Genomic DNA, 12,704 nt, shown 5'->3' on the forward strand with positions numbered 1-12,704 from the left:
TCAGAGGTCTCCTGCCTTCAGACGCTGCAGCACGTAGGGCAGGACGCCGCCGTGCCGGTAGTACTCGGACTCCCGCGGGGTGTCCAGGCGGATCCGCAGCCGGTAGCGGCGGCCGCCGGACTCGACGGTCGCGAACCCGTCGTCGCCAAGGGTGATGTCGATCGGGTGCTCGCCGGTCAGGTCGTCGCCCTCACTGGCCGCGAACTCCAGCGGGAGGATGCCCATGCCGACCAGGTTGGAGCGGTGGATCCGCTCGAACGACTGCGCGAGCACGGCCCGTACGCCGAGTAGCGCGGGGCCTTTGGCCGCCCAGTCCCTCGACGAGCCGGTCCCGTAGTCCTTGCCCGCAACAACAACCACCGGAGTGTTCTGTGACTTGTAGGCCTCGGCGGCGTCGTACACCGACATCAGTTCCCCGTCCTTGGTCGTGTATCCGCCCTCTCTGTCGACCAGCTGATTGCGGAGCCTCAGATTGGCGAACGCACCCCGCATCATCACCAAGTGGTTCCCCCGCCGAGATGCATACGTGTTGAGCTCCTTCACACCCAACTCGCGCAGGTACCGCCCGGCCATGCTGTCCGGCGGGATCGCCCCGGCCGGCGACAGATGATCGGTGGTCACCGAGTCCCCCAGCCGCACGAGGGCCCGTGCGTTCTTCAGATCGCTCGGCACTTTCGCTTCCAGGTATGGCGGCCGCCGCAGGTAGGTCGAGTCGTCTTCCCACGGGTAGGTGGTGCTGTCGTCGACCTCGAGCCCTCGCCACCGCGCGTCCCCGGCGAACACGTCGGCGTACGCTGCGGTGAACATCTCCGGCCTGAGCGCGCTCTGGATCACTGCGTCAATCTCGGCCTGGGTCGGCCAGAGGTCCTTCAGGTAAACGCCGTCGGCGATCGGCTCCGCGGTCAGATCGATCCCGAGCCGCCCGGCCAGCGCGTACGCGACCACCAGCGGCGGCGAGGCCAGGTAGTTCTGCCGCACGTCAGGCTGGATCCGGCTCTCGAAGTTCCTGTTCCCGGACAGCACTGCGGCCACGGACAAGTTGTTGCTTTTGACAACTTCAGTAACCCCGTCGGCCAGCCCGCCGGACGCCCCGATGCACGTCATGCACCCGAAGCCGGCCAGATGGAACCCGAGCTTCTCCAGGTACGGCGTGAGCCCGGCCGCGGCGTAGTAGTCCATCACCACTTTCGAGCCGGGCGAGAGCGTCGTCTTCACCCAGGGCTTGGTCTCCAGCCCGAGCTCGACCGCCTTCTTCGCCACCAGCCCGGCGGCGACCATCACGCTGGGGTTGGAGGTGTTAGTACAGGATGTGATCGCCGCGATCACCACAGAGTCATCAGAAAGTCCTTCTCCTGAAGACTTGTCGTGGGCCACCTCCGTCAGCGCGATACGTTGGTTCGGCCGGTTCGGCCCTGCGATCGACGGGACCACCTCCGCCAGGTCGATCACCAGCTCCTCGTCGTACAGGATCTTCGTGGTGTCGTGCCAGAGACCTTGTTCTTTGGCGTAGTTCTCGACCAGGTCGACGTGGTCCCGCCCGGTGAAGCGCAGGTAGTCCAGCGTCCGCTCGTCGATCGGGAACCACGCCACCGTCGACCCGAATTCCGGGCTCATGTTCGCGATCGTCGCGCGATCGGGCACCGGCAGGTCGGCCAGCGCCGGACCGTGGAACTCCACGAGCTTCCCGACCACCCCGTGCGCCCGCAGCCGCTCGGTGATCGTCAGCACCAGATCCGTCGCCGTCGACCCAGCCGGCAGCGCACCGACCAGCCGGACGCCGACCACCTTCGGGATCACCATCGAGACCGACTGCCCGAGCAGCGCGGCCTCGGCCTCGATCCCGCCGATCCCCCAGCCCAGTACGCCGAGCCCGTTCACCATCGTCGTGTGCGAGTCCGTCCCCAGACAAAGATCCGGGAACGCCTTCCCGTCGCGCACCTCGACCACCCGCGCGAGCTTCTCCAGGTTGACCTGATGCATGATCCCCGCCCCCGGCGGCACCACCTTCAACTGCTCGAACGCCTGCTGCCCCCAGCGCAGGAACCTGTAGCGTTCCCCGTTCCGCCGGTACTCCAGCTCGACGTTCCGCTGCATGGCGTCGGGCCGCCCGAACACATCGGCAATCACCGAGTGATCGACCACCAGCTCCGCCGGCACCAACGGATCGACCCGCGCCGGATCCCCGCCCAGCTCGACCATCGCGTCTCGCATCGCCGCCAGATCAGCCAGCACCGGTACGCCGTTGGTGTCGTGCAGAAACACCCGCGACGGGTACACCTCGATCTCACCCGTTGCCCCGGGCACCCAATTCGCCAGTACGTCGCTCGCTGTCCCGTGCCTCAGAGCGTTCTCCAGCAAGATCCGCAACGTCCGGGGCAGATGCTCAGGAGCAATCCACCGCAGAGGTTGGTAGTCAGGTCCGATCATGCCGACGCAATCGCCTTGGCTACAGCGGAACCGAACTCCGCCGTACCGGCCGTGCCGCCCAGGTCCCTCGTGCTGACCCCCGCGCGGATCGTCGCGAACAACGCGTCGTCGACCAACTGGGCCGCCTTGCTCGCTGCCGGGTCATCGCACCGGCGCCCCAGCCAATCCAGCAGCATCCCACCGGAGCCGATCATCGCCGTCGGGTTCGCCAGGTCGCGCCCCGCGATGTCCGGCGCCGAACCATGCGCCGCCTGTGCCATCGCCCGCTCGGCCGACGCGTTCACCGACGGCGCGATCCCGAGCGACCCGGCCAGCTCACCCGCCAGATCGGACAGGATGTCGCCGAACATGTTCTCCGTCACCACGACGTCGAAGTCGGCGGCCCGGCGTACCAGGTGCACGGTCATCGCGTCGATGTGGAAGTCGTCGACCTCGACCTCGGGATAGTCCGCGGCGATCTCCCGGCAGATCGCCAGGAACATCCCGGTCGACACCCGCAGCACGTTCGCCTTGTGCACGACCGTCAGGTGCCTGCGCCGCCGCCTGGCCAGCTCGAACGCCTCCCGCGCGATCCGCTCGATCGCCGGGCGCGTGAACACGCCCATCGCGATCGCGACGTCCTTCGTCGGCATGTACTCCCCCGTGCCGGCGAACGTGTTCCGGTCGGCGTAGAACCCCTCGGTGTTCTCCCGCACCACCACCAGATCGGTCCCGCGATCGTCGAAGGACCGAGCCGGCCGGATGTTCGCGTACAGGTCGAAGTGCTTGCGGATCGCGCCACTCGGATTGAGCTCCGAGCGATGCGGTTCCGGGTACGCCGCGCTGTCGTGCGGGCCGAGCAGCCAACCATCGAGCTCACCGAGCGTCTCCAGCGTCGCGGCCGGCAGCGCGCTGCCGTGCGTCTCGATCGCCGCGGCGCCCAGCGGCAGCGGGACCCACTCGATCGGCGCCGCACCGGCCGCGACGACGGCCGCGTCCATCACCTCGACCGCGGCCGGGACGATCTCCGGGCCGATGCCGTCGCCGAGCAGGATGCCGAGCCGGTAGCTGCGGGGGGTGGGGTTCACGCTGGTTCCTCTCCGGGGTGGTGGCGACTACTGTGCTTCGTTATAACCTGATGCGTCAAGTGGTCTCGCCTCACGGTCTCACGCGTTGAAATCAGCAGTTATCCTCAAATTCATGGTTATAACGCACTGAAGCATCGGGCTTGCGATAAGTTTGAGCCCCGGCCGGAGGGAGGTGCGATGGACGAGCAGAACGGGAACCGCCCGACCAAGGCGGAGGCGGCGTACGGGCTGGTCCGCGCCCGGATCCTGAGCGGCGAACTGGTCGCCGGCGCGGTGATCCAGCAAGGCCCGCTGGCCCGCGACCTGGGCATCAGTACGACGCCCCTGCGCGAGGCGCTGCGCCGCTTGATGAGCGACGGCCTCGTCGAGCTGGACGCCCATCGCGACGCCCGGGTGACCTCACTGACCGCCGAGGAAGCGCGCGACCTGCTGGAGATCCGTCGCTCACTCGACCCATTGGCCGCAGGCCTAGCCGCCGAGCGCCGTACGCGGGCCGAGCTGGACACGATCCGAGCCACCGCGACCGAGCTGCTCCCCCTGCGCGCCGACCCGGCGTCGTACGAGCTGGCCACGCACCGCCGCTTTCACTCCGCGATCTACCAGGCGTCCCACAACCACCTGCTGATCCAGTCGCTCGACGCCCTGTGGGACAAGGCCGACCGCTACCGCCGCCTCGCGCTGGAGACCGGCCGCTCGGAGGAAGACTTGGAACGCACCCGCGCGGACCACCTGGCCTTGGTCGAAGCCATCGCCACCCGCGACAGCGAAACCGCGGCCGCCGTCATGCTCGCCCACGTTAACGCCAGCCTCGGCGCCCGAGCCGCCACCCACCTGCACGAAGGCGACAACGCTCATGCCTGATGCCCTCTGGACCGGCTACCGCTTCCGCGAGGTCGACGCCGACGGCTGGTCGACCTTCTGGCGCCTCGACCCCCGCGGCCAGGCGACCGGCCTCCACGATTGGCACGGACGCGCCGACCGTCCCGGCCATCGCCTCTGGTCCCGGGCCGCAACGCCGGCCGGCGTACGAGCCTCCTGGCGCACGACAGCCACCGAAGTACGCCTCGAGCTCCGCGCCGCCCTCGACATCTACACCAAGCTCGCGCCCGTCGACTTCCTCGTCAACGGCGAGCTCTACCGGCGACACGAGCTGGAGATCGGCGAGCAGCAACTCGTCGTCGACCTCCCCGGCGACGACGTCGACCTGACCATCTGGCTCCCCCAGGCCGGCGCGATCGCCGTACGAACGACGAGTTTCACCGGCGACGCGATCCCCTCCCCACCGACCGGCCCCCGCTGGCTCACGTACGGCAGCTCGATCACCCAGTGCACCGGCGCCTACGGCCCGTCCGAAACCTGGCCGGCCCTCGTTGCCCGCCGCCACGGCTGGGACCTCACCGCCATGGGCTTCTCCGGCGAGTGCCACCTCGACCCCATCGCCGCCCGGACGATCCGCGACACCCCGGCCAGACTCATCTCCCTCTGCCTGGGCATCAACATCTACGGCGGCGCCACCTTCAGCGGCCGCACGCTCCCCGGCCAGGTCGAGTCCTTCCTGCACACGGTCCGCGACGGCCACCCGCACACGCCGATCGTCCTGATCACCCCGCTCGTCGCGCCGGAGCACGAGGGCAAGCCCAACGAGGTCGGCCTCACCCTCGACGACGTCCGCGCCTGCATCGAGCTCGGCGCCCGCTCACTCGCCGACCCCGACCTCCAACTCATCGACGGCCGCACGATCCTCACCCCCGAAGAAGCCAAGGCCCTGTACGCCGACGACCTCCACCCCGGCCCCGACGGCTACCGCCTGATCGCCGACCGCCTCGCCCCGCTGCTCACGCTCCCTCTCTGAGCACCCGGTCCAGCACCACCGCAAACCCCTCGGCCGCACTCCCGAATCCTCCGTGGTCCCCCGGGAACACGGAGGCCGTCTGCCCCATCCCTTCAGCCAAAGCACTCGCCGCCCGCCCCGGCGGCTCCTCGGCGGACAGCTCCCCCACCCCCGCCACCACCCGCACGCCGTCCAACTGCTCCAACTCCACCCGGTACCGCCCGAACGACGGCACCTCGTACCCGATGAAGAACCCGAAGTTCCGCTGCATCCGCTCCTGAACCTCACCACTCGGCTCAGGAATGGACCCCGGCCCCAGCTCGTCCTCCCCAGCAGGCGCCTCAGCCTCCTCGCCCCCGGCGAACCCCGCGTTGAACACCTCCAACGCAGCCCAAGGCCCACCCGCCCGGAACGTCTCCTCCACGTCATCCATCAACTGGCTCCAGTGAGCCCGATCCGGCAACAGGTGAAACAACGGCGGCTCATGCGCCACCACAGTCCCCACCACCTCCGGACACCGAGCCGCCAGCTCCAGCGCGATGATCGCCCCCGAACTGTTCCCGAACACCTCAGCCGGCGCCCCCGGAGACACCACCTCCAACAACCGCCGAGCATCCTCAGCATGCGTCGAGATCTCCTGCGCCGAGGGCTCCCCCTCCAACGGACTCCGGGAGTTCCCCCGCCGGTCATAAGTCACCACCGTGTACCGCCCGGCAAACGCCTCGGCCAACGGCGCATAGGCCTCAGCGTCGTACACGCCCCCACAGATCAACAACAGCACAGGCCCCGCGCCACGCACCTCGTAGTACAACTGCGCGCCGGGAACCGCCAACACATCACTCCGCACGACAACCTCCACACCTAGGACACTCGAACACTCCCCAGTCGAAGCCGCGTCCACCTTCTTGCGCTCGCCACCGTGCGCGGCTCGTCATCAACTTCTCGCACCACGAGGGAACCCCAGACCCAGCAAGGCAAGTCCAGGCAGACAGGGGTTCCAGGATCTGACGGCCTCGGTTCAGCGCAGCGCCGAGTCATCGCGGGCGGCGCAGCCCGTCCAGCACGAGGGTGATGACATCGTCGGCTTCGGCTCGCCAGTGGGGGCGGTCATGGGCCGCGCCGATGCCGTGCAGCGCCATCATCACGGCCCCGGCATCCACGTCGTCGCGAACGGTGCCGTCCTGTACGGCGGCGGCCACCAGGTCGGTGACAGCCTGCTCCAGCGCCCGGCTGCCTTCGGTGAGGGCACCCGAGCGGGTGGTCATGAGCGTGGCCAGCGTCCGGGCCAGGCCTTCGTGGGCATCGATGTGGTCGACCATGCCGCGCAGGAAAGTCGCCAAAGCCTCCGCCGCGGGCAGCGTGGCCTGTAGCTGGCGGGCGCGGTCGCACAGCGTGGCGACCTCCCCGTGGTAGACCGCCTCGGCCAGTGCCTCCCGGGTGGGGAAGTGGCGGTACAGCGTGCCGGTGCCCACCCCGGCCAGGCGGGCGAAGTCATCGAAGCGCAGGTCGAAGAAGCCTCCGGCGTCGAAGACCTCCCGGGCTGTGGCGAGCAGGGCCTCGCGCTTGCGCTGGGCGTCAGCCCGCAGTGGCTTGTCGGCGGTCATGCGCTCCCTCCGTTGACAAATGGAGATGATCTCCATATCTTGAAAGTGGAGATGATCTCCAGATCGATGCTACCCCACGAGGTGCTGCGTGAAGATCCTGATGGTCGGCCGAGGCGTGATCGCCACCATTTACGGCTGGGCCCTGCACCAGGCGGGCCACGACGTCGAGTTCTCCGTCCGGCCGGGCCGCGCGGCGACGTACGGGGACACGGTGGATCTCGACCTGCTCGATACGCGGCGCCGGGTGTGGGGGCAGCGCGTCGTCGAGAAGTGGCCGGTGCGCTACCGCGAGGCGCTGGAGCCGGACCACGGCTTCGACCTGATCGTGCTCAGCGTGCCGCACCACCGCCTCACCGAGGCGGCGGCCTTCCTGGCCCCGCGCGTCGGCCAGGCCACGGTGCTGGTCTTCGGCAACCTCTGGACCGAGCCGACAGCCGCGATCGGCGCACTTCCCCTCGACCGGATCGCCTGGGGCTTTCCCCAGGCCGGTGGCGGCTTCGACGCGGACGGCGTGCTCCGCGGGATGCTGCTGCCCTCGGTCGTCTTCGGCACTCTCGGCCAGCCCCCGACCGACCGGGAGCGGGCCGTGCGCCAGGCGTTTCGCGAAGCCGGGCTCCGGATCAAGGAGCGGACCGACTTCCGCGGCTGGCTGTGGGTCCATTTCGTGTCGGACGCGGGTCTTCTCTCCCAGGGGCTGCGGCGGGGATCCCTGTCCCGGCTGGCCGGCTCGACGACCGCCCTGCGGGAGGGGCTGCTGACCGGCCGCGAACTGCTGCCGCTTCTCGAGGCGCGTGGCCTCGACCTGCGCCGTCACCGCGTCGCCGTGCTGCCGTTCCGGACGCCCTGGCTGACGGCCCCCGTTCTCGCCTGGCTGACCGCTCACTTCGCGCTCGCGCGCGTGAGTCTCACGGCGCACTCCGACCCCGACGCCGAGGAGCCGCGTGAGGTCTGCCGGGACACCCTGGCCGAAGCGCGGAGGTTGGGCGTCTCGGTACCGCGCTTGGAAGCGGCGGAACCACACTTCGCCCGGGAGGGCACGGGCCGAGTCTGAATCCACCGAGGTTGTCGGCCGCGGCTCTCCTCAGCCAGAACAACCCATCGCAACCATCGAGCTGTTCTTCTCTCTGTTCTCGTGCGAATGGGGTGTCTCGCCGTGTGGCGGGACACCCCATTCGCAGGTGGTTGATGCTTGTCAGTTCAGGCTGGTGCCGAGGGCCTGCCAGTCGAGGACCGGGGCGGCCAGGTCGCGGATGGTGGCGAGCAGGCCCAGGCGGGCGGCCTTGACCTCCGGGTCTTCGGCCATGACCAGGATCTCCTCGAAGAACGTGGTGATGGGCTCGACCAGGACCGATGCCGCGGGGACGAACTCGGCGAGGGTCGTCGGTGCGGGGGTGACCTTCTGGACGGCCTCGTGGAGGACGACCTCGGCGGGCTCGGTCAGCTTGCTGGCGTCGTACGTCGGGGCGGTGTCCGGCGGGACGATCCGGCGGGCGCGCTGGAGTACGGCGACGAGCTCGGCGAAGCCGTCCGTCTCGACCTGGCGCTGGAGCTCGGCCAGGGTCTCGTCGGCGAGGGCCGGGGCCTCGGCGAGCGGGAGGACCGCCGCCACCTGGAGGTGGTCGTCGCCGCGGTCGATCAGCTGCTGCTCGTAGCGGCGTACGGAGAACTCGGACACCTCGGCCAGCGACTCGGCCGGTACGTCGATGCCCTGGGCACCGATCTGCTCGGCGGCCGCGGCGAGGCCGACGGGGAGCGTGATCGCCCGCAACGACGGGTGCTCGCGCAGGATCGCGACCACACCAGCCGCGGCCCGCCGCAGGGCGAACGGATCCGACGAACCGGTCGGCTTCGCGCCGATCGCGAACAGCCCGGCGAGCAGATCGAACCGGTCGGCCAGCGCGAGCAGCGCGCCCGGGATCGTCGCCGGCACCGGATCGCCGGCCGAGCGCGGCAGCTCCATGTCGAACAGGGCCTGGGCGACCGCTTCGGTCTCGCCGGCGCGACGCGCGTACTCGCGCGCCATCGTCCCGGCCAGGCTGGTCAGCTCGACGACCATCTGCGAACCGAGGTCGAACTTCGCCAGCTCGGCGGCCCGGTTCAGCGTGGTCAGGTCGTCGCCGTCGAGGTCGACGGTCTTGCCGAGCGACTGCGCGATCCGCCCGATCCGGCCGGCCCGCTGGGCCATCGAGCCGAGCTTCTGCTCGAAGGCCAGTTTGTCCAGCTCGCCCTTCATCGTCTCCGGCGAGGTCTGCAGATCGGCCCGCCAGAAGAAGCTGGCATCCTCGTACCGCGCCCGCAGCACGCCCTCGTTGCCGCCACGGACGACGTCCGGCTTGACCGCACCGTTGGCCACGGCAACGAAGTGCGGAAGCAGCTTCCCGTCCGCTGAACGCACCGGCAGGTACCGCTGGTGCTTGCGCATCACCGTGGTCAGGATCTCGCCCGGCAGGTCCAGGTACGCCGGCTCGAAGCCACCCAGGATCGCGGTCGGTTCCTCGACCAGGTTGACGATCTGGTCGATCAGCGCGGACTCGCCCTCGACGTCGACGCTGCCGCCGACCGTGGCCGCCAGCTCCTGCGCCGCTTCGACGATCTGTGTACGACGCTTGGCCGGGTCGGCCTCGATGCCGTGGATCCGGAGCAGGTCGAGGTACCCCTCGGCGGCCGCGATCTCGACGGTCGGCTGGGCCGCCGTCCGGTGCACGCGGGTGATCCGGCCGGCGGTCAGCGTCGACGCGGCGACCGGGACGACCTGGTCACCGAGCAGCGCGACCAGCCAGCGCACCGGGCGGGTGAAGGACAGCTTGGCGTCGTTCCAGCGCATGTTCTTGTCCGAGCGCAGGCCGGTGACGATCTCGCTCAGTACGCCGCTCAGCACCTCGGCGGCACCGCGCCCCGGGTCGGGCTTGGTCACCGCGACATGGACCACACCGCCGACGTCCAGGTCGTGCAGCTCGGACGGGTCGACACCCTGACCGCGGGCGAACCCGGCGGCGGCCTTCGTGATGTTGCCGTCGGCATCGAACGCCGCGGCCTTCTTGGGGCCTCGGGCAACCTTCTCCGCGTCCGGCTCGAACGCCTGCACCTCGGTGACGAAGGCAACCACCCGGCGCGGGGTCGCGTACGTCGTCACCTTGCCGTGGCCGAGCCGCGTCGCGGCCAGCTTCTCGGTGAGGGCCTTGCGCACCGACTCGGCGGTCTTCGCGACCTCCGACGGCGGCATCTCCTCGGTACCGATCTCGAACAGCAGCTGACGGGTCCCACTGACCTTCGGGAACTCGGTCGGCTCCGGCGCCGCGGGCGGCAGCTCGGCCTTGCCCAGCGGGTACTCCAGCTCGGTCCGCCGCTCGGCCCACAGCTGCGCGACCTCACGAGCCAGCGTGCGCATCCGGCCGAACGCCTTCGCGCGTTCCGTCGTACTGACCGCGCCGCGGGAGTCGAGCACGTTGAAGGTGTGCGAGCAGCGCAGCACGTTGACGTGCGCCGGGACCGGCAGGCGCGCGTCCAGCATCCGGCGCGCCTCGGCGGCGTACTCCTCGAAGAGCCGCTTCTGGCTCTCCACGTCGGCGTCGTCGAGGTAGTACCGGCTCATCTCGTACTCGGCCTGGCCGAACGCCTCGCCGTACGAGATGCCCGGCGCGTACGCGATGTCCTTGAAGTGCGAGACGCCCTGCAGCGCCATCATGATCCGCTCGATGCCGTAGGTGATCTCCACCGACACCGGGTCGAGCGTCATGCCGCCGGCCTGCTGGAAGTAGGTGAACTGGGTGATCTCCAGCCCGTCCAGCCAGACCTCCCAGCCGAGTCCCCAGGAACCGGTCGCGGGGTTGGCCCAGTTGTCCTCGACGAAGCGCACGTCGTGGGCGTGGATGTCGATGCCGAGCACTTCCAGGCTGGCCAGGAACAGTTCCTGCGGGTTGCCCGGGTCCGGCTTGAGCACCACCTGGAACTGGGTGTGCGTCTGCAGCCGGTTCGGGTTCTCGCCGTAGCGGCTGTCGTCGGGGCGCACACTCGGCTCGACGTACGCGACCCGCCACGGCTCGGGACCCAGCACCCGCAGGATGGTGGCCGGGTTCAGCGTGCCGGCACCCACCTCGGTGTTGAACGGCTGCACCACCATGCAGCCCCGGTCGGTCCAGTACTTCGTCAGCGCGAGCAGCGCGTCCTGCATGGTGAGCACGACAACAACCTCGGGTTCGGTATGGGGATCTCAAGACCCTGACAGCCGGGCAAGCCACCGGGATCGACCTCCGAAGTCTATTAGCCCCCACCGAGTGCTCGCGCCACCCGTCGCTGACGGGGTGCTCGGGGGCCAATCCGGGCGGGTGGGCTGGGGCTGCTCGGGGCGCTTCGACGGGGTGGATTAGCGTGGCGGGGTGACCAGACCTGTGCACGCGCCTGTCGTTCACTGATCGATCCGTTCCGCTCCCCGGCGCCGTTCGGCGGCCGGGTGAGCCGCGCTGCCCTCTGGACACCTTCTCCGCAGCAGGAACGGCTGATGAACACACTTCTCGTCATCGACGACGCGTGGTCCGCGTCGCGTGTACTCCGAGCGATCGACCAAGGCTCCCACCTGCTCTGGCAGGGCGACTGGCACAACGGCAGGCAGGTGATTGCCGCGATCAAGCGGCGCCTCAGACCGGGTGGTTCCGACTTCGAGACCTACCGCCGACAACGCGCCCGGCAGGTCCAGGCGGTCAACGCCGTGCTCGTCCCCCTCGACTCCACCTACTCGATCGGAGCCCGGCGAGCGCCCGACGTCCATCAGGCGTGTTTGCAGGCGTACGGCGAACCGTCCACCGATCGGTTGGTGCCGCTGCAGGAACTCCTGGGCGTGATCGGGGCTCACCAGCTCCGTCGCCGCGGGGTGTTCATCCCGGCGTTGGACGCCCGGATCCATCCGTACTACGGAGTCTTCGCCCCGACGCGCTCCGAGTACGTCGACCTGGTGGCCGACGCACCCCTGCCGGGTCGAACAGCCTTCGACATCGGTACCGGCACCGGAGTGCTGGCAGCCGTAATCGCCCGGCGTGGACTCGCAGTCACCGCCACCGACATCAGCCCTAGTGCGGTGGTCTGCGCGCGCGACAACCTGGCGCGGCTCGGCCTGCCCGTCGAGGTCCTCCGCGCGGACCTGTTCCCGCCCGGGCGGGCCGACTTGATCGTCTGCAACCCACCATGGATCCCGGCCCGGCCGATCACCACGCTCGATCACGCGGTATACGACGAGGACGGCGAGCTGCTGAGCCGGTTCCTGCTGGGCGCGCGGAAGCACCTGCAGCCCCGCGGCGAGATCTGGCTGATCCTGTCCGACCTGGCTGAGCACCTTGGTCTGCGCTCTCGGGCGGACCTGCCGGAGCTGATCGGCCGGGCCGGCCTGGAGATCGCCGGCGGGGCGGACGTCGTACCAGCGCAGCCGAGGGCTCAAGCAGCCCGGCGAGGCTTGTCGGATCCGCTGGCGGATGCTCGCGCCAAGGAGGTCACCACGCTCTGGCGACTCGTCGGGACCTGAGAACCGACGTGCACCACTGATCAACGGGACGATTCGCCGTGTTCGGGGCCGGGGCTGAGCGTGGCCGGGCAGCCGGCGGTCGTGTTGATCAGTGGTGCACGTTGGTGCCACCTCGTTGAGCTGGAGCTCGGCCCCAGCGGGAGCACGAGCCGACCAGCCCGGCGACGGCGCGCGGTGCCCGGCACGAGCGACGCCGCTCGGTGGCTCGGGGGCGGCTGGGGGTGGCTCAGGGGCTCGGCAGCTCGGCGAGGTCGGCGGCTTGG

At 69.7% G+C, this 12,704-nt stretch carries 9 protein-coding genes; 4 read left to right on the forward strand and 5 right to left on the reverse strand.

What is annotated here, in order from left to right; all coding sequences use genetic code 11:
- Together HDA39_RS22630 and HDA39_RS22635 are read right to left on the reverse strand one after the other, a co-directional pair.
- Window positions 1-2,427 carry an aconitate hydratase gene (locus HDA39_RS22630; RefSeq protein WP_184798137.1) on the reverse strand — a complete coding sequence of 809 codons (2,427 nt, stop codon included), beginning with the start codon at window positions 2,425-2,427 and terminating at the stop codon, window positions 1-3.
- Window positions 2,424-3,494 carry an isocitrate/isopropylmalate family dehydrogenase gene (locus HDA39_RS22635; RefSeq protein ID WP_184798139.1) on the reverse strand — a complete coding sequence of 357 codons (1,071 nt, stop codon included), beginning with the start codon at window positions 3,492-3,494 and terminating at the stop codon, window positions 2,424-2,426. Before HDA39_RS22635 ends, HDA39_RS22630 begins: the two co-directional genes overlap by 4 nt.
- Window positions 3,495-3,671: 177 nt before the next feature.
- Here HDA39_RS22635 and HDA39_RS22640 point away from each other — a divergent pair, with 177 nt between their 5' ends.
- Together HDA39_RS22640 and HDA39_RS22645 are read left to right on the forward strand one after the other, a co-directional pair.
- Window positions 3,672-4,355, forward strand: a complete 684-nt coding sequence (locus HDA39_RS22640) for a GntR family transcriptional regulator (protein ID WP_184798141.1) — start codon at window positions 3,672-3,674, stop codon at window positions 4,353-4,355.
- Entirely contained in the window at window positions 4,348-5,346 is a 999-nt protein-coding gene (locus HDA39_RS22645; protein WP_184798143.1) for a GDSL-type esterase/lipase family protein, read from the forward strand. The genes HDA39_RS22640 and HDA39_RS22645 overlap by 8 nt, the downstream gene beginning before the upstream one ends.
- Here HDA39_RS22645 and HDA39_RS22650 read toward each other — a convergent pair.
- Window positions 5,330-6,184 (reverse strand): alpha/beta fold hydrolase, encoded by an 855-nt coding sequence (locus tag HDA39_RS22650; protein WP_184798145.1) that lies wholly within the window; start codon window positions 6,182-6,184, stop codon window positions 5,330-5,332. The two genes, HDA39_RS22645 and HDA39_RS22650, sit on opposite strands and share 17 nt — an antisense overlap.
- Window positions 6,185-6,359: 175 nt before the next feature.
- The gene (locus HDA39_RS22655; protein ID WP_184798147.1) at window positions 6,360-6,929 is read right to left on the reverse strand and encodes a TetR/AcrR family transcriptional regulator; all 570 of its coding nucleotides are present in this window, start codon (window positions 6,927-6,929) and stop codon (window positions 6,360-6,362) included.
- 88 nt (window positions 6,930-7,017) lie between these two features.
- On the opposite strand from HDA39_RS22655, the gene HDA39_RS22660 reads away from it, so the two are divergent.
- Entirely contained in the window at window positions 7,018-7,980 is a 963-nt protein-coding gene (locus tag HDA39_RS22660; RefSeq protein ID WP_184798149.1) for a 2-dehydropantoate 2-reductase N-terminal domain-containing protein, read from the forward strand.
- A 141-nt stretch (window positions 7,981-8,121) separates the two neighbouring features.
- Here HDA39_RS22660 and HDA39_RS22665 read toward each other — a convergent pair whose 3' ends face one another.
- Complete coding sequence (locus HDA39_RS22665) at window positions 8,122-11,100, reverse strand: glycine--tRNA ligase (protein ID WP_202894003.1); 2,979 nt, start codon at window positions 11,098-11,100, stop codon at window positions 8,122-8,124.
- A gap of 327 nt (window positions 11,101-11,427) precedes the next feature.
- On the opposite strand from HDA39_RS22665, the gene HDA39_RS22670 reads away from it, so the two are divergent.
- Window positions 11,428-12,441: a methyltransferase gene (locus HDA39_RS22670; protein WP_184798153.1), complete on the forward strand. Its 1,014-nt coding sequence runs from the start codon at window positions 11,428-11,430 to the stop codon at window positions 12,439-12,441.
- The last annotated feature ends 263 nt before the right edge of the window (window positions 12,442-12,704 follow it).

It is taken from the genome of Kribbella italica, assembly GCF_014205135.1.
Lineage (GTDB): Bacteria > Actinomycetota > Actinomycetes > Propionibacteriales > Kribbellaceae > Kribbella > Kribbella italica.